The following is a 25,050-nucleotide window of genomic DNA, read 5'->3' on the forward strand; positions in this document are numbered from 1 at the left end:
ACTGTGTCTCTCAGGGACGGGATGACGGCTTTTTATCTGTGGGCTTACCGGACCAGTAGCCCGCCAGCAGGGAACCGGAAAGGTTGTGCCAGACGGAAAACAACGCCCCCGGCAGTGCAGCCAGTGGCGAGAAATACAGTTTACCCAGCGTCGCCGCCAGCCCTGAATTCTGCATGCCCACTTCCAGCGCCAGCGTGCGGCAGGTGGATTCATCAAAGCCAAACAGCTTGCCGCCCCAGTAACCGCCGAGCAGACCAATGGCGTTATGTAACATGACGGCGGCGATCACCATCACGCCAACCGAGGCAATAAAGCTCTGGCTACCGGCGACCACAGCACTGATGATCAGCAGAATACACACCATTGAAAAAGCGGGAAGATAAGGCTCTACCCGACGAACCAGACCGTTAAACGTGTGGTGAATGATCAACCCTAACCCGATAGGGATCACGACGATCCTGATGATGCTCAGCAGCATACCGGCAACATCAACCTGAATATGCGTATCCACATAAAAACGGGTCAGCAGCGGCGTGGCAAATACCCCGACCAGCGCGGACACCGAGGAGATGGTCACCGAGAGCGCCACATCGCCTTTTGCCAGATAAATCATCACGTTCGAGGCGGTTCCACTGGCAACGCTGCCCACCAGAATCATCCCGGCAGCCAGATCGGGCGGCATGTTAAACAGTTTTGCCAGCGCCCATGCCGCCAGGGGCATCACCAGATAGTGCAGGAATGTACCTGCAAGCACCGGTGCCGGACGGGTTAAGACGCGTTTGAAATCATTGATATTCAGCGTGACTCCCATACCGAACATAATCAGCATCAGCAGATACGCGACCCACGGGCCAATGCCAAGAAAGGTGGTGGGCGAGTAGTAAGCCGCGACAGACAACAGGACGGCCCACAGGGGGAACAGACGGGTTAAGGTGGCAAGCATCAACAAACATCCTTTTAGCAAAATCAGCGACGTGCGTGGAATGATGTCCGGCGGCATCACAGCCGGTCAGTAAAAAGCCGGACAGGGTCCGGCTTTCTTTTGATGTCAGCGGCGCTTATTCAAACAAGTTGTGGTGCAGCGTACGCACCACACTTTCCGCATCGTCACCTGGCACCAGGAAGCAGAGGTTATAGCTGCTGGCTCCGTAGCAAATCATGCGCAGGTTAAAGGGCTCAAGTACGCCAAACACCTCTTTACCTACCCCACAGGCTTTCGACAGTTCATTGCCGATTATGGCCACCAGCGCCAGGTTTTCCTCTACTTCCACCCGACACAGGGATGAGAGCTCGGTTAACAACGCCTGGCTCAGCAGATGGTCGCCGGTTGAAGTCGAGCCGGTCGTATCCAGCGTCAACGCGACGCTGACTTCCGAGGTGGTAATCAGATCCACCGACACGTTGTGACGCACCAGGATATTGAACACTTCAGACAGGAAGCCCGGCGTATGCAACATATTCAGGCTGTGCAACGTGACCAGGGTTTGCTTGCGACGTAGCGCCAGCGCTCTGAACAGCGGCGGATTCGCCGTCTCATTGCACACGCGCGTACCGCCTGCTGCAGGATCTTTACTGGAGCCGACGAACACCGGAATGTCGCTACGGACAGCGGGCAGCAGCGTGGCAGGATGCAGAACTTTGGCACCAAAAGTGGCCATTTCAGCCGCTTCTTCAAAAGTGATTTCATCAATACGTTTAGCCGCCGGGACTACACGCGGATCGGTGGTGTAAATGCCCGGCACGTCTGTCCAGATATCCACGCGCGCAGCGTTTAATGCTTCACCCAGCAGGGCGGCCGTATAATCACTGCCGCCGCGGCCCAGCGTGGTGGTACGTCCTTTTTCTTCGCTGCCGATAAAGCCCTGCGTGACCACCAGAGCGGCGGCAATGCGCGGCTGCAACTGCACACTGACCTGCTCGGCCAGTACGGCGACATCAGGCTCCGCACGGCCAAAGCGATCGTTCGTGCGCATGACTTTACGCACGTCAAACCATTCCGCATTGACCCCGCGCTCACGCAGGATCTCGACAAACAGCAGAGTCGACATGAGTTCGCCGTGGCTGACCAGTTCGTCGGTTAAGGCGCTGGAGGTGGCGAGAGCGGCGGCGTCAGACAGCATGCCGATATTGTCGATAATGCGGTCGATTTCATCGCGGATAACGTCTGGATTGTTCAGGCGATCGATGATGGCATATTGAATGCGGCGGATATCATCGAGCTGCGCCGCGCGTTGCGATGTCTCCTGACCTTCGGCAAGGGAGACCAGCAGATTGGTGATGCCTGCAGAGGCAGAAAGCACCACCAGCCGGGTATTGCTGTCCTGCAACACCACATCGGCGCTACGGTTCATGGCATCGAAATCGGCAACGCTGGTACCGCCAAATTTCGCTACATTCAGATTCAGAGACATTGTATGACCTCGTGTCAGGATACGTTGCCCTCACCCGTTAAGAGATGAGAAACAGTAATTCAGCCTAAGCACAAGGAAAGAGCAGAAACGGGTAAAATCGAATAGACGAGTCACCCAGAAGCGCTCCACCTTGCGAAACGTCCGACTGTGGACGTTTCTGGTGACAACCCAGGGGATTCAGCCCCTGTAGCCGACAGCCAACACACCGTGATGTTGACCACCTCGGCGTCGCTCCCCCTGATGTGTTATCTCTGGATACGGTTCCTCCAACACACTGCCTGGTCGACGCGCCTCTTCTGGCTTGCGCACAGGTGCGCAAGTAGCGCGCATAGATTTAGCGATTTCTGGCCCTGCTGTCAATGACCGTCACGGGACAATTTTTCATGCAGAGCGCACCGGATAACAAATTTTGCCTAATCTCTGCGACTACAGTGCTAAATGGCTTCAGCAACGTCGTCACATTCTGATGCGGCACAATGTTCGTGGGCTGCCGTTGCGCCATACTTTTCAGCCTTTCGCCCATGGAAACAGTCCGAATGATTGCCGCATCATCCACTGCGAAACGGGCTGTATTCGTGCGCTGACACCATCGCACTGACAAAGTTTTTCCTTTCAGTTGCAACTGTGGTCATACTGAAATGCTAACCGGGTACGATGCGACCCCGATGGAATGACGGTTCTTAATATCAACAAGAGTGTTGCCATGAAAAATATCAATCCGACCCAAACCGCAGCCTGGAAAGCGCTGCAAGAGCATTATGAACAGATGAAAACGGCGAAAATCGCCGACCTGTTTGCCCAGGATGCCGATCGTTTTGCTAAATTCTCAGCCACCTTTGACGACCAGATGCTGGTAGATTTCTCCAAAAACCGAATCACGCAGGAGACGCTCGATAAACTGCTGGCCCTGGCAAAAGAAACCGATTTAAGCGGCGCGATTGCGTCCATGTTCTCGGGCGAAAAAATTAACCGGACGGAGGATCGCGCCGTCCTGCACGTCGCCCTGCGCAACCGCAGCAATACGCCAATCAAGGTGGATGGCAAAGATGTGATGCCTGAAGTCAACGCGGTGCTGGCGAAAATGAAAAGCTTCTCCGAGCGCATTATTGGCGGTGACTGGAAAGGTTACACCGGCAAACCGATCACCGATGTGGTGAACATTGGTATCGGCGGTTCCGATCTGGGGCCGTTTATGGTGACTGAGGCACTGCGCCCGTACAAAAACCACCTGAACATGCATTTTGTGTCCAACGTTGACGGCACGCACATCGCCGAAACGCTGAAAGACCTCAGCCCCGAAACCACGCTGTTTCTGGTGGCGTCAAAAACCTTTACCACCCAGGAAACCATGACCAATGCGCACAGCGCACGCGACTGGTTCCTGAAAACGGCCGGCGATCAACAACACGTTGCGAAGCACTTTGCTGCGCTCTCCACCAATGCTAAAGCCGTGGGCGAATTTGGCATCGATACCGACAATATGTTCGAGTTCTGGGACTGGGTCGGCGGCCGCTATTCGCTGTGGTCGGCCATTGGCCTGTCCATTATTCTGTCGATTGGTTTTGAGAACTTTGAGCAGTTGCTGAGTGGCGCGCATGCCATGGATAAGCACTTCTCTACCACGCCAGCCGAAAAGAATATCCCCGTTCTGCTGGCGCTGATTGGTATCTGGTATAACAACTTCTTTGGCGCGGAAACCGAAGCTATCCTGCCTTACGATCAGTACATGCACCGTTTTGCAGCCTATTTCCAACAGGGAAATATGGAGTCGAACGGGAAGTACGTTGATCGCGCAGGCCAGCCGGTGACCTATCAGACGGGCCCGATTATCTGGGGTGAACCCGGCACCAACGGCCAGCATGCGTTTTATCAGTTGATTCACCAGGGCACCAAACTGGTACCTTGCGATTTTATTGCACCTGCCATCAGCCACAATGCCCTGGCCGATCACCATCCTAAGCTGCTGTCGAATTTCTTTGCTCAGACCGAAGCGCTGGCATTTGGTAAGTCACGCGAAGTGGTGCAGAAAGAATTTACTGATGCGGGTAAATCGGCGGAATCTGTCGCGCACATCGTGCCGTTTAAAGTGTTTGAAGGGAACCGCCCGACCAACTCAATTCTGTTGCGCGAAATCACGCCATTCAGCCTGGGCGCGCTGATTGCGCTCTACGAGCATAAGATCTTCACCCAGGGGGCAATTCTGAATATCTTCACTTTTGACCAGTGGGGCGTGGAATTAGGCAAACAGCTGGCTAACCGTATTCTGCCGGAGCTGGAAGATGACAGTAATATTACTAGTCATGACAGTTCGACTAACGCCTTAATTAACTGCTACAAGAAATGGCGCTAATCGTATAGTGACAGAGGCGGCCTGCCGGCCGCCTTTTTTTTGTCATCACGATCGGGCACGCTGCTTTTTATCTGAAAAGCCTGCTGGCAGACTGGAAAATTCTTAAAATGCACTGCGGCAATTCTGAACCTCGCGCTGCGCAGAGCGCATCACCCTACTAAAAACCGGATCTAAAACGGTAAGCCAATGCTTCTTACCTGTTGTTTTATAAGGTGATTGGATTTTACGCTTATTCAGGTAATTCCGATTATTCTCATTCCGTACCAAAAGATACTAAATAAGTAGAAACCGCTTTGCTTTCCTCTTACTCACAGACAAATATCCGGCCTTTCACGGTAAATCCACCAATTTAAAATAAGTTAACGCTGAATCCGCTTAATTTGCCCCGTTTTTTTACGCGTCATTTACCAGGTTTTAAGACTACTCAACTCTGGTATTTTGTTGCCCTATACTGGACGCGCCCATAATGGGTCTGTCCTTCGGTTTGCGATAACCGTTTATTCTGTTTCGCGAATGTGTTGGATAGCAATCCTTCATTCAACCAATGTAGGTGTTGTTATGAAAAAACGCATGATTGCCGGTCTGGCATTACTCGTCGCCGTCTCTTCCAGCGCTTATGCGGCACCGGAAGAAGCTGGTGCCGCAGCAGGCGCACAGGCGGGGACAATCTCCGCAGGTACGACTACCGCTGTAGGTATCGGCGTGCTCGGCGCGTTAGTAGGACTCGGCGTTGCCGCTTCTGGCGGTGGTGACGGGGCAAATACGGGTACAACTACCACGACCACAACGGGCACCACACGTTGATGGGTACCCTGATTCTTTAGGCTGCAGCAAGGCCGCGAACGTGTGAGTCGTGATGCATTTACGCAGGTGAGTGTGTTGCGACGAGGATGCCAGCGTGTCGGCAGCTGAAAGAACAGAGGTATGGGAGCATTAATCATAACCACACATTCGTGTGGTTATTTTTACTTTGGCATCATTTATCAGGGACACATTGTGCGCCAACTTCCGCTGCTGCTCGTTTGCCTGCTGCTGCAGGCCTGTACACAAACGCAAAAAGGACTCGAACAGACGGTGATAATGGCCATCGAAGGGCCAAAAGATGTCACTGTCACGCCTCAGGAAATTGATGCGCTGCCCTACGCCAGCCTGTATGCACGTATTAATGACGGCCCACGCATTTTTGTCGTGCTGGGTTACAACGAAAACGGCCAGCAAAAATGGATTACGCGCGACCAGTCGATGCTGGTAACGGCCCACGGCAGGCTGATTAAAACGCTGGGCCTGCCCGACAACCTGATGAACGTCAGTAACCTGCAACAGGATCCGCTGGCGAAAGGCCTGTCGCTGACCAACGGCCAGCACTGGACGCGGATTGTGCAGTGGACCGGGCAGGGCAAATTCCAGAGCGCCACCGTCAGTTCCACTTTCGAGCGTGGCGATGATGAAGTTCTGACGATTGCCGGAAATCGCATCCCCTGCCGCGTCTGGCATGAGGCGTTACGTATCGACAGCCTTGGCCGTGAGTGGCAAAACACGTTCTGGATCGATAACAGCAGCGGTCAGGTCGTGCAATCCCGACAGATGCTTGCTGCCGATACCTTCCCTGTTGAAATCACCATTCTGAAGCCGGCGAAATCATGAAAAAAATAACGCTATTGTTGGCAGGCGTGAGCCTGCTTACCAGTCTGGGTGCCCGTGCCGCAGGTCAGGTTACCGTCCATGCCCCGCAGGACACCGCCAGCGTGCAGCTCAATCAGGTCGAAAATCTGGCGCAGTTGGTGACGCAGCCCGCATTAATGGCCCAAACCGACTGGCGACGGGCCGTGATTGCTGAGCAGGGAGCGACAGCCCAGGCCCGGCAGCAGTATCAGCAGGCCCTGGCCGCGCTGCGTACCTGGCGGGCCGACAGCAGTGGTGAACAAGCCGCCGCCATTGACGCGGTGATTCGGCAGTTCAGCAACATGAAGGTGACGGGCCGTCAGTTCGTCACGCTGGATCCTGATCGCATCCGGCTGCATTCAGCAGACAACCGCCGCCTGGACGGGCGTTATGATCTCTATCTCACTCAGCCCAGTCATCATGTGCTGCTGCTGGGCGCGATTGCCGGAGCCGGACGCGAAGCCTGGCAACCGGGCAAGTCCGTGCGGGAATACCTGCGTGACCATCCACGGCTGGCCGGCGCAGAACGCAATTTCGCGGTTGTGATTGCGCCAGACGGAACGACGCAGAACGTCCCGATTGCTTACTGGAACCATCGCCATGTCGAACCTGAACCTGGCAGCATTATTTTTGTGGGCTTTTCCTCATGGAGCCTGCCAGACGCCTTTGACGATCTGAATAGCCGCCTTGTTTCTGTTCTGACTCACCGGATACCAGACTGATGAAAAAACGTTATCTTCTCAGCCTGTTGGCTGTTTCAGTAGCAAGCGCCTGCCAGGCGCAGGCGGAAATGTATGAGGCGCCCGTCACGCCGTCGCAGTCTGATTTCGGCGGCGTAGGGCTGATGCAGGTACCGACTGCGCGAATGGCAAGAGAAGGCGAATTCAGCCTTAACTTCCGCGATAATGACCAGTATCGCTACTATTCCGCCTCATTACAGCTTTTCCCCTGGCTGGAAACGACTGTGCGCTACACGGATGTGCGGACACGACGTTACAGTGCGGTAGAGAGTTTCAGTGGTAATCAAAGCTATAAAGATAAAGCCTTCGATCTGAAACTGCGGTTGTGGCAGGAAGGATACTGGTTACCTGAAGTCTCGTTCGGTACGCGCGATCTTGGCGGTACCGGCTTATTTGACAGTGAATATCTGGTCGCCACCAAAGCCTGGGGGCCCTTTGACTTTACGCTGGGCTTTGGCTGGGGCTATCTGGGTAACAGCGGAACCGTTTCCAACCCCTTCTGCTCTTACAGCGACAGCTTCTGTCAGCGCCCGGGCGTGGGACAGGCTGGCTCGATTAACGGTTCTCAGATGTTTCACGGCCCTTCTGCCGTGTTCGGCGGTATTGAATACCAAACGCCGTGGCAGCCGCTGCGCCTGAAAGTGGAATATGAAGGCAATGATTATAAAGATGATTTTGCCGGACGCCTGCCGCAGCGCAGTAAAGTTAACGTCGGTGCGATCTACCGCGTAACTGACTGGGCGGATATCAATGCCAGCTATGAGCGCGGCAATACCTTTATGTTCGGCTTTACCATCCGGACTAACTTTAACGATATGCATCAGGATCATATCGACAGCCCTAAACCGGCCTATGATCCGCATCCGCAGCCGAAATTGCTGGAGACCACGGTGACAGGCAATCAGCTGTCTGCGCTGAAGTACGACGCAGGCCTGACGGGCCCGAAAATCCAGACCAAAGGCAATACGCTGTATGTATCGGGCGAGCAGACCAAATATCGCGATACCCGAGAAGGGGTCGACCGCGCCAATCGTATCATCATGAACAACCTGCCGGACGGCATCGATACGATTAACGTCACAGAGTCGCGCTTCAATATGCCGCAGGTGACGACAGAAACGTCCGTTGCCAGCCTGCGTAATGATCTGACTGGCTACCCGTTAGGACATGAGCAGTCTCTGCAGCAGGTACGCAAAAATCCGGTCGATCCGGGTCAGACCGAGCAGGGGATGTTTATTCGCAAAGATCGCCTGGATTACGGTCTGTCTCCGGTACTCAATCAGTCTGTCGGCGGCCCGGAGAGCTTTTATCTGTATCAGGTCGGCGTCATGGGCAACGTCGATTACTGGCTGACCAATCATCTGCTGGTCAGTGGCAGCCTGTTTGCTAACGTGGCAAATAACTATAACAAATTCAATTACAACGGTGCCCCCGCCGATTCCACCCTGCCCCGCGTGCGTACGCATATTCGTGACTACGTTGAGAACAACGTTTACGTCAACGATCTGCAGGCTAACTACATGGATTATCTGGGCAATGGTTTCTACGGCCAGGTCTATGGCGGCTATCTGGAAACCATGTACGGTGGTGTCGGGGGCGAAGTGCTTTATCGTCCGGTGGACAGCAACTGGGCGGTGGGCGTAGACGCCAACTATGTGCGCCAGCGTGACTGGAACGACATGATGCGGTTTACGCATTACGAAGCCCCGACCGGCAACCTGACAGGTTACTGGCGGCCGTGGTTTGCGGAAGATGTGTTGGTTAAGGCCAGTATCGGCCAGTATCTGGCGAAGGATAAAGGCGTCACGCTGGATGTCTCTAAACGCTTCGACAGCGGCGTCATGGTCGGCGTCTATGCGACCAAAACCAATGTCTCCTCTCAGCAGTACGGCGAAGGCGACTTTACGAAAGGTTTCTACATTTCCATCCCAATGGATCTGTTTACCGTGACGCCAACGCGTGGCCGTGCGCAGATTAACTGGGTTCCGCTCACCCGCGATGGCGGTCAGATGCTGGGACGCAAGTACCAGCTGTATGACATGACCTCGGATCGCGATGCGCGGTTCAACTGATAAAGAGGGCAGCCTGCGGGCTGCCTTCTTTTTTGTCTGCGTCGTCCTCAGCTGAAAGGCCCGCGCGCCACGCCGCTCACCGACGTGTTTTTACAGCCGCATAATCTTCCACCCGATCGCGCTGGCTTTGCGCCACCGCAACATAGCGGCTGGCAGGATGACTAAAATATCTGCCTCACCTTGACGCGCCTGACCACATCACAAATTACCCCCACAGGTTTCATTCCAGCGTGTGCCTTCACATCCGGCCAGGCCCGGCGGATTGCGGAGACGGAGAGCAGGTCTGACCAGCGCACCAGCGTTTGCATTTACGGTGATTAAAACGAAAATGGTTTCCACTATGTGAAAGGAGAGACTCTATGGCTACGCCTGTTGCCGCCAAACGCGGTAAAAAACCTCGCAGCACGTCGGCACCTCCCGCTCCGGCTGGCGGTCAGGTTCAGTCACTGACACGGGGGCTGACGTTGCTGGAGTTGATCGCCAGTTCACAGGGTAGCGTGGCACTTACCGAACTGGCACAACAGGCGGGTTTACCAAACTCGACCACCCATCGTCTGCTGACCACAATGCAGCAGCAGGGCTTTGTACGCCAGGTGGGCGATCTGGGTTTCTGGACAATCGGCGCGCATGCGTTTGTGGTTGGAAGCAGTTTTTTGCAGAGCCGCAACCTGCTGGCGCTGGTGCATCCGGTGTTACGTTCACTGATGGAGAGTTCGGGCGAAACGGTCAATCTGGCGGTGCTGGACCTGAGCGACTTCCAGGCGGTCATTATTGACCAGGTACAGTGCACGCAGCTCATGCGCATGTCCGCACCGATCGGCGGCAAGCTGCCCATGCATGCTTCCGGAGCGGGCAAAGCCTTTCTTGCCCATCTCAGCGACGACAAAGTGACCGCGCTGCTGCACCAGAAGGGCCTGCATTACTACACACCCAATACGCTGATGTCTCCGCAGAGCCTGAAAACTAACCTGGCACAAATACGTACCCGTGGATTTTCTTTCGATGACGAAGAGCATGCGCTCGGCTTGCGTTGCGTGGCGGCACCCATTTATGACGAACACGGCGAGCCTTTTGCCGCGCTGTCGATTTCGGGTCCAATTGCCCGCATGACTGACGATCGCATTACCGAACTGGGCGCGCTGGTCATTCGGGAAGCGCGCCAGGTTACCCAGGCCTACAGTGGTCGTTAAGGAACGGGCTTTGCACCGTGCGCGAGTCCGGAAATCGACGCGTAGATCACTGGCGCGATCCAGCGCGCCAGTGGCTGATGGCCTGTCATATCAGGTGTTTAGTAAACCTTTATAAACGGCATCACGCACCATCACAGGAAACTGCCCATTCACCCCCTCCGGTGTGGTATTGGTCATGGCGACCACGCACAGCGCGTTTTGACGATCCACGAACCAGGTGTGTCCATACGCTCCACTCCACGACAGCGTACCGGCTGACTGAGGCGACAGGGCAGCATCCGGATCCACCAGCAGTGCCCAGCCCACACCAAATCCCCATCCCGGCCCCTGCGTAGCCCAGTTTGCCGTCACGTGTTCCTGCGTCATGTAGTCAAAACTTTCACGCGTGATTAGCGGCGCGCCTTCACGCCGGACGGTTTCCAGCACTTGCATAAAATCGAGGGCCGTTCCTGCCATACCGCCGCCGCCGCACGGCCAGGCATCGGGTTTGAGAATACGGCCGGGGCTAAAAATCGCGGCGCCTTCACCGAAAGGGATCTGCTGATTATCACGCATGACTGAAGGCACCGGGTTGTCGTCCGTGTAGACCGTGGTTAATCGCGACGCGTCTCTGACGCTAAACAGCGTGTCTGCCATCCCCAGTGGGCTCGTTATATGGTGATTCACCAGTTCTGGCAGGCTTTTACCGGTCGCCCGCACCATGATTTCACCGAGGACATCGATGCCCAGGGAATAACGCCAGCCGGTGCCGGGACGGAACTGTAACCGGGTGCCCGCAAGGCGCTGCAGATTCTCTTCCAGGGTGAGTCCGGGCTGATAGTCGATGCCGTCTGACACATTGCGTGAGTGATAAAGCGAATCCGCCGGGGCGGAATAACGATAGCGTAAACCTGACATATGGCTCAGCAAATGCCGCACCCGGATAGTGGCTGGCTCACCGTTCTCAAGGCAGGGACGGAAATCCGGAAGCCAGCGGGTGATATCGTCGTCCAGTGTGATATCCCCTTGCTCGATCAGGCGCATGGCGGTCAGGCTGACAATGGGTTTGGTGAGTGACGCAAGACGGTATATCGCATCCACAGACATGGCTTTATTTTGCTCTCTGTCCGCCCACCCCGCCGCCCGTTGATAAATCAGTTTTCCCGCCTGAGCCACCATCACTGTGGTACCCACAACACGCTGGCTATTAATCGCATGATCAATAACCGCATCCATTGCGGCTTCGAACTTTGCCGGGGCAGGAGAGAGTCCAGAGGTAAAATAAAACATAATGAAGTCCTTTTTTAATCAGAAGTAGTGAGAAAGATAAAACATCCAATCTCAGGCAATATTTAATCTTTAAAGAATGTATTCACTTAGATAATTTAATAATGAAAAATAAAAACCAAACCACAATGGTTAAACTAGATAACATCTCATCATTAAATAACACACGCCTTACATAATAACTCTCTCCCCTTTTCAACTGGTCAACCAATAGGGAATTTGAGTCTACCTTATCGGCATCCATAGTATTTGTGACCGACCTCTTTTTTTTAAAAGGGCAGAATGATTACCATGCTCTACGCCGAAAATACGCGTATTAACGCATCAGTACAAATAACAGCGCGCCTTTTAGAGAACACAGAGCGGGGCATTATTCTGGTCAACCAAAATTTACCACGCTAAATAACGGCGTTAAAAATTACTATTTATTTAACAAAAAATACTCACCTGCATTAAAGACTGACAACGCAAACACACACCCGCGTTGTTTATTCTTTAGAGCTTTATTTAAAAGTTCGCATTACTTTTTCACTCTTATACGACACCTGAATGCGTCTGAGCGCCACTCCGATTTTATTAAGGGAATATTATGACAACGTTAGCACAGCCCGTGCGCAGAAAAGTGGGGACAGGCACCGCCATTGGCTATGGCATTACTGATATTTTTGGCGGTGGGTCCATGGCTTTAATCGGTACATGGTTACTGTTTTTTTATACGACGTTCTGTGGGCTTTCAATGCTGGAAGCCAGCTCAATTTTTGCTATTGCCCGTATTATTGATGCCATTCTGAGTCCGGTGATGGGATATATCACCGATAAATTCGGCAGTACCCGGCTCGGTAAGCGCTTTGGTCGCCGTCGCTTCTTCCTGCTCATCAGCGCGCCAATGATGTTTGTTTACGCGCTGGTCTGGGTCAGCGACATGAACTACTGGTACTACCTTGGCACCTACCTGGCGGTAGAACTGCTGGTTGCCATGGTGCTGGTACCGTGGGAAACCCTGGCGGCAGAAATGACCAATGATTTTGGTGAAAGAACACGGATGGCCGCCATCCGCCTGACATTTTCTCAGGTAGGAACCTTCCTGACCGCTTCGGTGCCGGGCATTGTGATTCAGTATTTTGGCCAGGATTCGGCGCTGACCTATACCTACACCGGTATTATGTTTTCCTGCCTGTTCTTTATTGTGGTGTTGATTACCTGGTATTGTACCTGGGAGTCAAAAGATATGAACCCGGAAGAGTTTGAACGGCGCAATACGGGTCCCAGCTTCGGATTATTGAGCCACCTGAAAAATATGTTTGTCGAGTTAATGACAACCTTCAAAATAAAAATATTCAGACAACATTTAATTATCTATATCTCTTCATTTACTGCACTGGATATTTTTATTGCTGTCTTCGTTTACTTTGTTGTCTACGGTTTAAATCTGGATGCGGCCAACGCGTCGGCCTATCTTTCCATTGCGACGTCCGTCTCCATTCCTTCCACGCTGCTTTTCATGTTTATGCTGGATAAACTGAATGTCAGGCCCGCCTACGCCATGCGTATTTCCTACCTGTGTATTTTAGGTGTGCTGGGTTATCTGATTTTAATGTTTATCGGCCATTCGGCAGTGTCGTCATGGTGGTTGACCACGCTCATCTTTGTCCTGCTGGGTTTTGGCCGTGCGGGGCTTTACTTTATCCCCTGGAATATTTACAGCTTTATTCCCGATGTGGATGAAATGGTCACGCGTCAGCGGCGCGAAGGCGTTTTTGCTGGCGTCATGACGTTGATGCGAAAAAGTACCGTGGCCGTCGCCATTATGGTGGTGGGTGCGGTACTGGAACACAATCATTTTGTTAAAGGCCAGTTAATTCAACCGGAAAGTGCGCTCAATGCGATTACCGGGCTCCTGGTCTTCGGCACCGGCGGTCTGTTACTGATCAGTTTATATATGACCTTCAAATTTAAACTGACACGCGAAACGCATCGGGTATTGGTGAATGAAATTGATCGCCTCAAGGCAGGCGGCGATAAAGCCGACTGCACACCCGAAACCAAAGACGTCGTGAAAGCCCTGACGGGCTACGACTACGAGCAGGTCTGGCAACAGGATAAATGCACCCGGCCTTAATCTGGTCGGGTTGACGCGGGTCAGGAAAGGTAAAACGCAAGGCATGCGGATAACCGCCCGGCCCGACGTCATCCGGCTCTGTTCACATACGGTATGGATACGTGATGAAAATTGCCCTATTTTGCATTCTGCTTGTCAGCCTGTTTTTCCCGTCCTCTCCGCTTTATGCTGCCGCGATTAATGACGATGAGGACAGCCTGCGCATTCGTCTGAAAAACGATTTTCGGCGGGCCGACAAACCCAGCGCGGGTTCAGATCGTCATATTTACGCCTGGGTACAGGGTGGGCTGATTGATGTGAATACGCGCTATTACAATGACGTCATCGGCGTGAGCGCGGGAGCGTATTATGTGTACAAGCTGGGTGCAAACGCCGGCTGGAGCACCCGCTATTATCTGGACGGCCACGACAGCTTTGGTATGGCCATTGGCGCGGTCAAACTTAAACCGGCAGAGAATCTTCGCCTGACGCTCGGGCGGTTTGGGACGGATTATGGTTACGGCAGCCTGCCCTGGCGCATCCCGTTGATCGCCGATAATTCGTCACGCACGATACAGACAATTTCTGAAGGTGCACTGGCCCACTTTGAGGCGACAGAGAATCTGGAATTTTGGTCAATGTGGCGTAAGCGCGCGTTCTATTATGTCGACTCTGCCACGGGCGTGCGTGATGAAGGCGTGATTAACAGCACAACAGGGAAATACCATCCCCATCGGAGCCGCGGCTATCTGGTGGGATCCTGGCACGATGCTTCTTCGCGGTATTCACTGGGTGCCTCTTATCAACAAGATGTATCGACTCAGGTGCAAAGCATCGTCGAAAAAAACTATGCCTTTGCTGACGATCGCGCACTCAAATGGGAGCTGATGGGTTTTTATGGTCAGGTTGAGGGGATGAGTAAGCCTCTCAGTTATCACCATGAGACGGCGTTGATTTCCGGGCGATTAACCTATTCGTTTGCGAATGCCCGGTTATTTGGTGCCGTGGGTAAGCTTACCCATGATATTGATGGTCGCATTATCTATACGGATATTGGCTATCCCGACTCGCTGAGTATTGATCGCAATAAAGAAGGCATGCTGTCTGTTCAGCTTGGCGGGCAATATTTCTTCACCCCGAACGTCGGCGTTATGCTGGGCCCGATTCTTACTCACGGTTATGAAGACAAACAGCGCCATACCAGAATCAACGGAGTGGGCCTGATGGGCGCGATCCTGTACAACGTTGCAGAGGGCCCGTTTAAAGGCCTGAACATGTATATTGCCGCCGACAGAGCCAGGGAGAAGCGCCCCGGTAGCTCACTGGGTGACCGGCTCAATTACTGGGATGTGAAAGCCGGTATGCAATATGACTTCATGCTGAAGTAACAAATCATCAGATGAAGTAGCCTGTATGTTTCCAAAGTGGCATCTCTTGATGCCGCTTTTAATTATTCTCGCAATTTATTGTTAATTAAAGAATAAAACGGCGCGCCAACGCGTCAGCCTGCTTATCTTAACGTGCGCTGAACCCTGTTATCCCGATCGTGAGGTGGTAAAATTTTTGCCGCAACGGTATCTGACGGGAGCATCACTATGAGATCTGTCTCTCAGCAACGTCCTTATCAGCAAGTCGCCGCAAAAATCCGGCAGCGCATTGTGGAAACGCCCTATCGCCCGGGCGGGCGCCTGCCACCCGAGCGTGAAATGGCTGGCATGCTTAACGTCAGCCGCACCGTCGTTCGCGAGGCGCTCATTATGCTGGAAATCGAAGGGCTGATCGAAGTCAGACGGGGAGCCGGTATTTACGTCACAGCGCACAGCTCTTCATGCCGTATTAGTGAGGCAAATCCCTCCTTTCACAACGATGCCGGCCCGTTTGAGCAGCTTCAGGCGCGACAATTGCTGGAAAGCAATATCGCGGAGTTTGCCGCCCTGCAGGCGACACGGGCGGACATCATCAAAATGCGTCAGGCTTTGCTGCTGGAAGAACGCGAGCTGACCTCGTGTTCGCTGGGAAACCCGGAAAAAGGTGATATGCACTTTCATCTGGCCATCGCTGAAGCCACGCATAACAGTATGCTGGTCGACGTATTTCGCCAGTCATGGCAGTGGCGCGAAAACAACCCTATGTGGATTCAGCTGCACAGTCATCTTGGCGATACCCAATATCGTAAAGCGTGGCTGGTCGATCACCGGCAAATTCTTGCCGCGCTGATCAAAAAAGATGCCCGCGCCGCTAAGCTGGCTATGTGGCAGCATCTGGAAAATGTGAAGCAGCGTTTACTGGAATTTTCCAACGTGGACGATCTCGACTTTGATGGTTATCTGTTTGACTCCTGGCCGCTGGCAAAGAGTGACGGCTGAAGCGGTTCCCGTTCCTGGTCGGGGTGCTCTGGGATTTTATGCCGCGGTGCAAGCCTGCTGCCATAGCGCACACAGAAGCGCTGGGCGGGCTGCCAGGCAATAACATCCTCAATATGCCCCTGCGCAATGCGCCGCTGCTGGGCGCGCCACCAGCCCGCGTCAAAAATTTCCGGATGCCGTTGCTGGAGCAGCGCACCGACTTTCGGCTCACTGCACAGGGCATAACGAAAGGTTTCAGGAAAAACATCATCTGGCCCAACGCTGTACCAGGGCTCGGCGCTTAACTCGTCCTCCTCGTAACGCGCCGCAGGCACGTCACGGAAATGGAGTTCCTGCATCGGGCGAATCTCATCGTAGTCATAAAACACCACGCGTCCATGACGGGTGATGCCAAAATTTTTAAACAGCATATCACCGGGAAAGATATTAGCGGCAGCCAGTTGTTTGATCGCGTTGCCATATTCTTCAATGGCCTGAGCACGTTGGCTGTCGCTGGCCTCAGCCAGAAAAAGGTTAAGCGGCTGCATACGACGTTCCAGCCACAGATGACTGATGATCAGGCGATCGCCTTCAATACGCATTTTTCCGGCAATCGTATTCTGGAATGCCACCAGCAGTGCCGGCGTAATGCGTGCGAGCGGCAGCGCAAACTGTTCAAAGGCCTGCGTGTCAGCCATGCGTCCCACACGGTCATGTTCTTTAACCTGCTGATAGCAGGCCCTTACCTGCTCTTCCGTGACCTCTTTTTGCGGAGCAAAGCGATCTTTGATGACTTTGAACACCCGATCAAAGCCCGGCAGCGTAAAGACCAGCATCACCATGCCAGGGATGCCTGGCGCAATCTCAAAGGCGGCATCCGTTTGCTCCAGCGCCTGCAGATATTCCCGGTAGCTTTCCGTTTTGCCATGTTTCTGGCAGCCGATGGCCATATAACGTTCTGCCAGCGTTTTACCCGGTAAGACAGGCTTCAGCCATGCGACCAGCGCGCCGGGTAATGGGGCATAAACCATGAAGTACGCGCGGGCGAAGCCGAACACGATGCTGGCCTCGTTCACATCCGTCAGGCAGGTATCGATCCACAATTCACCTTGCTCGCTGCGCTGAACCGGCAACAGGCATGGCAGGATAGCGTCGGGCAGATGCAGGCGAGCCACGATCCAGGCGGTTTTGTTGCGGTAAAACAGCTCACAACAGACGTCCAGCCAGCCCTGTGCCAGTTGCGCGGAAGAGAACGCCTCATGCAAATGGCGTACAATCCAGGCTTCATCGCGCGCCTGATCCTGCCAGGGCAGCGTCAAAGGCACATCGCGTAGCACCTCATGCAGCAGTGTTTGCCAGCCCCGATTGGGCCGATAGGTTCGCGCCAGTGGACGCGAAACCTGACGTTGTGGCGCAGGCGGTTGCGAGCTGAAGATAAATAACCGTTCCGGCTGTAATGCATGGTGACCATGCAGCCGGCAGTAAACGGAATTGAAAAAGCTTTCAGCAATTTCATAACGCGGATAACCGGGTAACAGGGTTTCATAGTGGTTTTTGATCTTCAGCCAAAAAGCATCGTCCCAGTGCGCCGCCCCGTTCAGTGCGCGCAGTTGATCGGCAACCAGCGCCACATGGTGGTCATAAAGATGAATTCGTGCCTTCATAGCCTGCTGTACGGCCAGCCACTCAGCCTGTTCAAAACGCTGCTGAGCACCCGCCGTAATATCAAGAAAACGGCCATACTGCGCATCGAAGCCCTGCAGAATGGTGTGCGCGATTAGGGATTCACGTGGCGGCATAATCCACTCCTGAAAAAGCCCGCCCACCGTTACCGGGCGGGAAAGACACAGACTTCACTCAAAACTGATGCTCTTCGGTCGATCCGGTCAGCGCCGTAACGGAGGACTGACCGCCCTGAATAATCGTGGTGACCTGATCGAAATAGCCGGTGCCCACTTCCTGCTGATGCGAGGAAAAACTGTACCCCCGCTCCCGGGCAGCGAACTCTGGTTGCTGGACTTTTTCAACATAGTGACGCATGCCTTCGCCCTGAGCATAAGCCTGTGCCAGGTCGAACATGTTGAACCACATGCTGTGAATACCGGCCAGGGTAATGAACTGGAAGCGATAGCCCATCTCACTGAGCGCCTGCTGAAAGGCCGCGATGGTGCTGTCGTCGAGGTTCTTTTTCCAGTTAAACGAAGGCGAACAGTTGTAAGCCAGCAGTTTACCGGGAAAGCGGGCATGGATGGCTTCGGCGAAGCGCTGCGCCATCGCCAGGTCGGGCGTCGACGTTTCACACCATAGCACGTCAGCATAAGGCGCATAAGCCAGACCGCGGCTGATAGCCTGCTCGATGCCGGCATGAGTGCGGTAGAAGCCTTCCGCGGTACGATCGCCACGGATAAACGGACGGTCATAGTCATCGCAGTCAGAGGTGATCAGGTCAGCGGCATCGGCATCCGTTCGCGCCAGCAGAATGGTGGGAACACCCATCACATCGGCGGCCAGGCGTGCAGCAACCAGTTTCTGTACGGCCTCCTGGGTAGGCACAAGTACCTTGCCTCCCATGTGGCCGCATTTCTTCACGGCCGCAAGTTGATCTTCAAAGTGGACCGCTGCTGCCCCTGCGCTGATCATCGCCTTCATCAGTTCAAAGGCATTCAGCACGCCACCAAAGCCCGCTTCGGCATCCGCCACGATGGGCAGAAAATAGTCGATAAAGCGGCTGTCGCCCGGTTCAATGCCGTTGGCCCATTGAATCTGATCGGCACGTTGAAAGGTCTGATTAATCCGGGTGACAACCTCAGGCACCGAGTTCACCGGATACAGCGACTGATCGGGATACATTTGCCCCGCCAGATTGGCATCGGCGGCTACCTGCCAGCCAGAGAGGTATATGGCTTCTATTCCGGCTTTGGCCTGCTGCAATGCCTGACCGCCGGTTAAAGCGCCGAGGCTATTGACGTAACCTTTGCGCGCGCTGCCATTAAGTAATGACCAGAGTTTACCGGCACCCCGCTCGGCCAGCGTACAGGCTGGCAGAACTGAACCGCGCAGCGAGATAACATCTTGTGCGCTGTAAGGGCGGGTAATTCCCTGCCAGCGTGTTTCCTGCCAGTCTTGTTCGAGTTGCTGAATCTGTTGTGTACGTGTCATGGCAACCACTCCTTATGTCAGGGAAGCAGGCGATAGCCCGGCAGAGTAAGAAAAGGAACCAGTTCGTTTTCGGTAGTGATTTGCGCCATTAATCGCGCTGCTTCCTCATAACGACCTGAACTGAACGTCTTATCACCCAGATTCATCTGCAGCGTGTGCAACTCATCGTTGAGCAACTGCTGAAACAGCGACGCCGTGACCTGCTGCCCATCGCGCAGGGTTTTCTTGTGATGGATCCATTGCCAGATAGAGGTACGGGCGATTTCGGCGGTGGCGGCATCTTCCATCAGGCCGTCAATAGGAACGCAGCCGTTGCCGCTAATCCAGGCTTCGAGGTATTGCAATGCCACACGGATATTGGCGCGCATCCCTGCTTCCGTTCGATCGCCTTCGCAGGGCGCCAGAAGCTGTTCGGCCTGCACCGGAGCGTCTTCGTGGCGCAGAACATGAAGCTGATTGGGGTGATCGCCCAGCGCCTGGTTAAACACCGCCATTGCGGTATCGGCCAGGCCTGGATGTGCGATCCAGGTGCCATCATGTCCGTTACTGGCTTCGCGCTGCTTGTCTTCCCTGACGCGCTGCAACACCCACTGATTACGTGCGCTGTCTTTACTTGGAATAAGCGCTGACATACCGCCCATAGCAAAGGCACCGCGGCGATGACACGTTTTAACCAGCAACCGCGAGTAAGCATCCAGAAAAGGCTGAGCCATGGTCACGGACTGACGATCAGGGAGAACCCGATCTTCATGTTCCCGTAATGTTTTGATGTAGCTGAAAATGTAATCCCAGCGCCCGCAGTTCAGGCCTACGATATGATCGCGCAGATTCCACAGAATCTCGTCCATCTGAAACACGGCGGGCAGCGTTTCAATTAAGACTGTGGCTTTAATTGTGCCTCGCGCCAGATCAAAACGATCCTCAGCGAAGCTAAAGATCTCTCGCCACCAGGCCGCTTCCTGCCAGCTTTCCGTTTTAGGCAGATAAAAATAGGGACCGCTACCTTTCGCCAGGAGATTCGTGACGTTATGAAAAAAGTAGAGTGCAAAATCAAACAGTCCGCCAGGAATGGCATTGCCCTGCCAGCTGACATGTTTCTCTGACAGATGCAGTCCGCGTACCCGACACATCAGGACAGCCGGATCGGCGCGAAGCTGGTAGATCTTGCCTGTCTCGCTGGTATGAGACAATGTGCCAGCCACGGCTTCACGCAGGGTTTGCTGCCCTTCCATCAGCTTTTCCCAGGTCGGTGCCAGGGAGTCCTCAAAGTCAGCCATAAATACTTTTACGTTCGCATTCAGGGCATTAATTACCATTTTGCGATCCGGCGGTCCGGTAATCTCCACGCGACGATCCCGTAAATCCGAGGGAATACCGCGAATCGTCCATTCTCGCTCTCTGATGGAAGCCGTTTCCATTTCGAAATCAGGTAACGACCCGGCATCGTACTTTTCTTGTCGTGCCTGTCGCGCCGCTAATAACGTATCGCGTTGGGGGGCAAAACGGATAACCAGATCCTGTAAAAACGCGACGGATTCTTCAGTAAGTAGCTGTTTTTCAAGATGATAAAAGGGCTTCTGGAAGTGTAATTCGTGGGTAATAACTGAGTCTGTCATGCTTGCTCTCTCCTGTTTACAGGCAGATCAACATGGTCGATCCACAAATAGGGTGATTAGTGAGCTACAGGATCAGAGCATATGTATTTTAAATTTAAAATCAAAAACTATTTCCATTTTAATTAAATATTATATTTATATCATTGAAATTTATGGTTTTATTTTTACTTTCCTTTAGGTAATGCCTTTCAAAGCTTTTTAAGGATGAAAAAAAACCGTGTTGCCAGCCAGCTAACACGGTTCAGTTGTAATGAAAGTGCGCTTATTCCAGCGTCGGATTCATATGGCGCAGATCAAACGGCGTAATTTGATAGACGTAATAGTTCAGCCAGTTTGAAAACAACAGGTTTCCATGGCTACGCCATGTGGCGCGTGGATGACGCTGCGGATCATCGTGGGGGAAGTAATTGTACGGCACGTCAGGGTTCAGCCCTGCGTCATAGTCGCGCTGAAACTCTCCCGCCAGTGTTAACGCATCATATTCCGGGTGACCCGTAACGAACACCAGCCTCTTGTCCTTGCTTGCCATCAGGTAGGCACCGGTTTGTTCCGATTCAGCAAATAATTCCAGATCGGTGTAATCGGTGATCAGCTGAGTGGGGAAATCCGCATAACGCGAATGCGGAGCGAGAAAATTATCATCGAATCCCCGCGTCAGTAAGGCATGGGGATGGAGAATCTGATGTTCAAATACGCCTGCAAGTTTCGTCTGTCGGGTTTGTTTAGGAATACCATACAAAATATTCAGTGCTGCCTGTACAGCCCAACAGACAAACAGGGTCGAGGTAACATGATCTTTCGCCCACGCCAGCACCTGCTGTATCTGGGGCCAGTAGGCGACATCGTTAAATTCAACCAGGCCCAGCGGCGCACCTGTAACGATTAAGCCATCATAGTTATCGTGCTGGATATCCTCAAAGTTACGGTAGAAATTATTAAGGTGATCGCTGGGTGTGTTACGCGATTCACGGCTGTCGATACGCAGCAACTGGACATCAATCTGCAAAGGTGAGTTAGAGAGCAAGCGCAGGAACTGGTTTTCGGTCTCAATCTTTTTAGGCATCAGATTAAGTACCAGAACTTTAAGTGGGCGGATCTCCTGAACACTGGCGCGCGACGACGTCATCACGAAGACATTTTCGTTACGTAAAAAATTCACTGCCGGTAATTCATCGGGAACCCTGATTGGCATGACTTAATCACCTCTTGTAACCATATATACGTTTAGACATCCAGACAGCCAAAGATAACGGCTCTTTTGCTAAATGTCGAGTCTGCATATAGACAGGTGAAAAAGTTTCAAGGCACTGTTACAGCCCGCACTGGTGGGTCAGAGACAGGCTTTACCTTGTGCGGGCTTTCTGAAACCATACGGCGGCAAAAAACCGTAACGCCGCAAAATACGCTGTGCCTCATCAGTATGGAGGAAGGCGGCAAGCGGCATGGCGGAGGGTGAAAGAGTGGCCCAGCCGTATTGCGCCCGTACGTTGTAAGCAGGGGGAATATTAAGCACCAGAAGGGACTGGTGATGCCTCAGGCGGGGCGCATAACTGGCATAGCCAATAAAGAGTTCAGCGTAGCCTTCATCAATGAGCCACTGGGCTGCCAGTCTGCCAACAGGAACAGGCAGACTGTCCGGGCCACCAACCAGGGCGTTTGCTTTGTTCCGGATTCGGCTGCCCTGACCGGGATATCGCTGCTCAATGTTTTCGAATAACTGCCACGTGTAATCCCCTGAGGGATCGTACAGGGGCGTTGAGGTTGCCAGCCGTAAATCATCACGTTGCAGTAATGACAGCCAGTCGTCTTCTGCAGAGACATCCTCCCGCCTGGCAGTCAGACACAGCCTGTTATCGATGAAATGACCGGTGTCCTCTGCCAGACCTTGTCGCGACAGGCTTGTGGGATGCTGCAGGTTGGCCGAAACAAACATGTCACCGACTTCACCCTGTTCGATGCGCTGACGCAGTAAACCAGCCGGGCCATAGTGTGTTTGTGTCGTTATGCCGTATTCCGCGCTGAACGCGGCAACCAGCACCGGCCACACATCGCGCAGACTACCGGCCGCCAGAATCTGGAGAGGTTTCATGATAGGCGGTCCGGTAAAAGCGGCGATACCAGCGGTCGGCCCGCTGCTGCATATCCACATCGCGAAATTTGTCAGGATAGAGTTTTTTCGCCATCCACAGTTCACCTAACCCTATGGCTTCTGGCATCGGATAGCCCCATGCCTTGGCATAGTCAGGCATCAACCAGACACGGTGATGTTTGACAGCATCAATGGTCTGCCAGAGCGGATCGTGCTGAATCGCCTGAACAACCTGCGGATAGCGGTTCTGCACAAAAATTACCTGCGGATTCCAGACCACCACCTGTTCCATGCTGACCTGCCTGAAACCCTGAATAGTCGATGCTGCCACGTTCAGTGCGCCAGCATGGGCCATCATCAGCCCCGTATATTTCCCGGCACCGTATGTCGTCAGACTGGGATTGGCCATATAGGCGCGTACACGCTGCTGTTCAGGGAGATCGTGGAGACGATCAGTCACCTCTTTACGCCCCGCAAAGGCTGCTGAGATGAGAGCTTTGGCCTGCTGCTGCCTGTTCACCACATCACCTATCAGGGTGATGCCTTCCTTTATCCCGAGATCGTAGGCCTTATCTTCATTTTGCATACTGGGATTAATTTCGCCCTGCTGCCCGGCGTCATCGTGACGCAGTGAAATCGCCAGTACAGGAATGCCCAGTGCGGAGATCTGGTCAATCATCTCTTTCGGCGCATAGTTGGTGACGAATACCACCTGTGGATGCAGTGCAATTAGCTTTTCCAGATCAACATGGGTCAAATCACCCAGCATTGCTTTATGCGTCAGCTCAGGCACCAGCGTTGCGTAATTGTCCCCTAACTGCTGTTTCCAGTTAGCCAGTATCCCTACAATTTTATCTGTCGCATTTAACTGCACCAGAAGATTCAGCGTCTGGTGCTGAAGCACAACCACGCGATCAACCCGATCCGGGATTGTAACGTTACGACCAAGCTGATCGGTCACGATGCGGCTGGCGTAGCTGTTCCATGCGGTAAAGATAAGTAAGCCTGTAAAGACGAGGTGATTCGGTCTGATTTTCAATGAAGGTCCCCTGTAGCGTAATGTATTTGATTATATAGCGATGCACCGCGACAAGGTAAACAGTGGATGCGCCTGTCGTTGACACGGGTCTGCGTGGCAGGGATGACTGTCGGTGTCGTGGCATTTTCGATGCAGGGCGCGCCTGACAGACAGCGCCAGCCCATTGGTTCGGTTTGCTGACCTTGAAATGCGCGTATGCCCTGACATCGCTCTGCATGCTGATATCCACTTAAGAGGGCATGTTTTTAGCTGAGACAAACTACAAAAGATGAGAATAAATCGGCAGGATTAGTGCGTACTCAGCAAATACGCTTTATCCTGGTGCATTTAACCTGTTTACTTATGATTAGGGCCTGAAAATGTCAGTTCAAAATAACGTCCCCATTGTTGAAATATGTTATTTCCGTATTAAATCCCTACACAGTTAACCTGATGATATTCACTTTTACACACTGCAATTAATCTTATCAGCTTGATATTAATTAGAGCACACGACGTTAATTTTAGATCGCGTTCCTTTTGCTAATTTGATTTTAACGGAGCCAGACAGACTCCTTCATCAACCGGAATCAAGGGGTAATGTTATGAAAATCAATAAAGTATCATCAGCCGCTGCGGCTGTAGCATTGACACTGATGTCTTTTGGTTGTTTCGCCGCAGAAACGGTCTCTGCCACCTCGTTAACGCTGGATGGCGCGGTTTCTAAAATCGCCAGACAGGCTAAACAGCAGGGCGAGCATTTTAAAGTGATTAGTGCTGACACGAATAACTACGCACACGTCACCGCTGAATTATATAAATAATGTCAGTAAGTGAAATAAAAAGCCGGTTTTAAAACGCCTCCCGGCGCTTTAATTACCGGCTTTTCAAACTTTTTTATTCATATCTTACCGTGCCGACGTATATTTCCCTGCATTAACACGTAATTAAATCACCAGTATTTAGCCCCTGTACGTCCCATCTTTTCTTCCAGTAAAACGAATGCGCCCAAAGTCACGTTAAGCACAGACATA

Annotated in this window: 19 protein-coding genes and 1 riboswitch; of the genes, 10 read left to right on the plus strand and 9 right to left on the minus strand. The window is 53.0% G+C overall.

The genetic code is table 11. The annotated features are described in order from the left end of the window. Positions 1–10: 10 nt before the first annotated feature. Both panS and lysC read right to left on the minus strand, forming a co-directional pair. Positions 11–943, minus strand: coding sequence for a ketopantoate/pantoate/pantothenate transporter PanS (panS, locus tag C1N59_RS19425; RefSeq protein ID WP_039339079.1), 933 nt, complete (start codon positions 941–943; stop codon positions 11–13). Positions 944–1,058: 115 nt separating this feature from the next. Beyond that, positions 1,059–2,411: a lysine-sensitive aspartokinase 3 gene (lysC, locus tag C1N59_RS19430; protein ID WP_006121545.1), complete on the minus strand. Its 1,353-nt coding sequence runs from the start codon at positions 2,409–2,411 to the stop codon at positions 1,059–1,061. 110 nt (positions 2,412–2,521) lie between these two features. After that, positions 2,522–2,715: riboswitch (Lysine riboswitch) on the minus strand. Positions 2,716–3,114: 399 nt separating this feature from the next. Here lysC and pgi point away from each other — a divergent pair. The 6 genes from pgi to iclR all read left to right on the plus strand — a co-directional run bounded on the left by pgi (position 3,115) and on the right by iclR (position 10,425). After that, positions 3,115–4,761 carry a glucose-6-phosphate isomerase gene (gene pgi, locus C1N59_RS19435; RefSeq protein WP_006121544.1) on the plus strand — a complete coding sequence of 549 codons (1,647 nt, stop codon included), beginning with the start codon at positions 3,115–3,117 and terminating at the stop codon, positions 4,759–4,761. Between the two features lie 558 nt (positions 4,762–5,319). Then, positions 5,320–5,565 (plus strand): exopolysaccharide production protein YjbE, encoded by a 246-nt coding sequence (gene yjbE, locus C1N59_RS19440; protein WP_006121543.1) that lies wholly within the window; start codon positions 5,320–5,322, stop codon positions 5,563–5,565. Positions 5,566–5,757: 192 nt separating this feature from the next. Then, positions 5,758–6,405 (plus strand): YjbF family lipoprotein, encoded by a 648-nt coding sequence (locus tag C1N59_RS19445; protein ID WP_006121542.1) that lies wholly within the window; start codon positions 5,758–5,760, stop codon positions 6,403–6,405. Beyond that, positions 6,402–7,145, plus strand: coding sequence for a capsule biosynthesis GfcC family protein (locus tag C1N59_RS19450; protein ID WP_058707819.1), 744 nt, complete (start codon positions 6,402–6,404; stop codon positions 7,143–7,145). Before C1N59_RS19445 ends, C1N59_RS19450 begins: the two co-directional genes overlap by 4 nt. After that, positions 7,145–9,235, plus strand: a complete 2,091-nt coding sequence (locus tag C1N59_RS19455) for a YjbH domain-containing protein (RefSeq protein ID WP_110268085.1) — start codon at positions 7,145–7,147, stop codon at positions 9,233–9,235. Before C1N59_RS19450 ends, C1N59_RS19455 begins: the two co-directional genes overlap by 1 nt. 359 nt (positions 9,236–9,594) lie before the next feature. Next, positions 9,595–10,425 carry a glyoxylate bypass operon transcriptional repressor IclR gene (iclR, locus tag C1N59_RS19460; protein ID WP_039339083.1) on the plus strand — a complete coding sequence of 277 codons (831 nt, stop codon included), beginning with the start codon at positions 9,595–9,597 and terminating at the stop codon, positions 10,423–10,425. 90 nt (positions 10,426–10,515) lie between these two features. Here the strand turns inward: iclR and C1N59_RS19465 are convergent, their stop codons facing one another. Next, on the minus strand, positions 10,516–11,694 hold the full coding sequence (locus tag C1N59_RS19465) for a serine hydrolase domain-containing protein (RefSeq protein ID WP_394550101.1): 1,179 nt from the start codon (positions 11,692–11,694) through the stop codon (positions 10,516–10,518). Between the two features lie 586 nt (positions 11,695–12,280). On the opposite strand from C1N59_RS19465, the gene C1N59_RS19470 reads away from it, so the two are divergent. From C1N59_RS19470 to uxuR, 3 genes are all read left to right on the plus strand, one after another. After that, positions 12,281–13,810, plus strand: coding sequence for an MFS transporter (locus tag C1N59_RS19470; RefSeq protein WP_394550102.1), 1,530 nt, complete (start codon positions 12,281–12,283; stop codon positions 13,808–13,810). A gap of 104 nt (positions 13,811–13,914) precedes the next feature. Further along, complete coding sequence (uidC, locus tag C1N59_RS19475; protein WP_394550103.1) at positions 13,915–15,177, plus strand: glucuronide uptake porin UidC; 1,263 nt, start codon at positions 13,915–13,917, stop codon at positions 15,175–15,177. A 207-nt stretch (positions 15,178–15,384) separates the two neighbouring features. Continuing rightward, complete coding sequence (gene uxuR / locus C1N59_RS19480; protein WP_054634681.1) at positions 15,385–16,155, plus strand: Uxu operon transcriptional regulator; 771 nt, start codon at positions 15,385–15,387, stop codon at positions 16,153–16,155. On the opposite strand, the gene aceK is transcribed toward uxuR, so the two are convergent. The 6 genes from aceK to C1N59_RS19510 all read right to left on the minus strand — a co-directional run bounded on the left by aceK (position 16,113) and on the right by C1N59_RS19510 (position 24,037). After that, positions 16,113–17,933 carry a bifunctional isocitrate dehydrogenase kinase/phosphatase gene (gene aceK, locus C1N59_RS19485; RefSeq protein ID WP_394550104.1) on the minus strand — a complete coding sequence of 607 codons (1,821 nt, stop codon included), beginning with the start codon at positions 17,931–17,933 and terminating at the stop codon, positions 16,113–16,115. The two genes, uxuR and aceK, sit on opposite strands and share 43 nt — an antisense overlap. A 58-nt stretch (positions 17,934–17,991) precedes the next feature. After that, complete coding sequence (gene aceA / locus C1N59_RS19490; RefSeq protein WP_394550105.1) at positions 17,992–19,293, minus strand: isocitrate lyase; 1,302 nt, start codon at positions 19,291–19,293, stop codon at positions 17,992–17,994. Between the two features lie 17 nt (positions 19,294–19,310). After that, positions 19,311–20,909: a malate synthase A gene (aceB, locus tag C1N59_RS19495; protein WP_394550106.1), complete on the minus strand. Its 1,599-nt coding sequence runs from the start codon at positions 20,907–20,909 to the stop codon at positions 19,311–19,313. A 262-nt stretch (positions 20,910–21,171) separates the two neighbouring features. After that, complete coding sequence (gene metA / locus C1N59_RS19500) at positions 21,172–22,101, minus strand: homoserine O-acetyltransferase MetA (protein ID WP_033738928.1); 930 nt, start codon at positions 22,099–22,101, stop codon at positions 21,172–21,174. 138 nt (positions 22,102–22,239) lie between these two features. Then, positions 22,240–22,998 carry a substrate-binding domain-containing protein gene (locus C1N59_RS19505; RefSeq protein ID WP_185200078.1) on the minus strand — a complete coding sequence of 253 codons (759 nt, stop codon included), beginning with the start codon at positions 22,996–22,998 and terminating at the stop codon, positions 22,240–22,242. Then, a complete protein-coding gene (locus C1N59_RS19510) occupies positions 22,967–24,037 on the minus strand; it encodes an ABC transporter substrate-binding protein (RefSeq protein WP_394550107.1) in 1,071 nt (356 codons plus the stop codon). Before C1N59_RS19510 ends, C1N59_RS19505 begins: the two co-directional genes overlap by 32 nt. Positions 24,038–24,621: 584 nt before the next feature. On the opposite strand from C1N59_RS19510, the gene C1N59_RS19515 reads away from it, so the two are divergent. Next, entirely contained in the window at positions 24,622–24,840 is a 219-nt protein-coding gene (locus C1N59_RS19515) for a YdgH/BhsA/McbA-like domain containing protein (protein ID WP_006122329.1), read from the plus strand. Positions 24,841–25,050 lie beyond the last annotated feature (210 nt).

This window comes from Pantoea sp. SGAir0183, assembly GCF_043545505.1.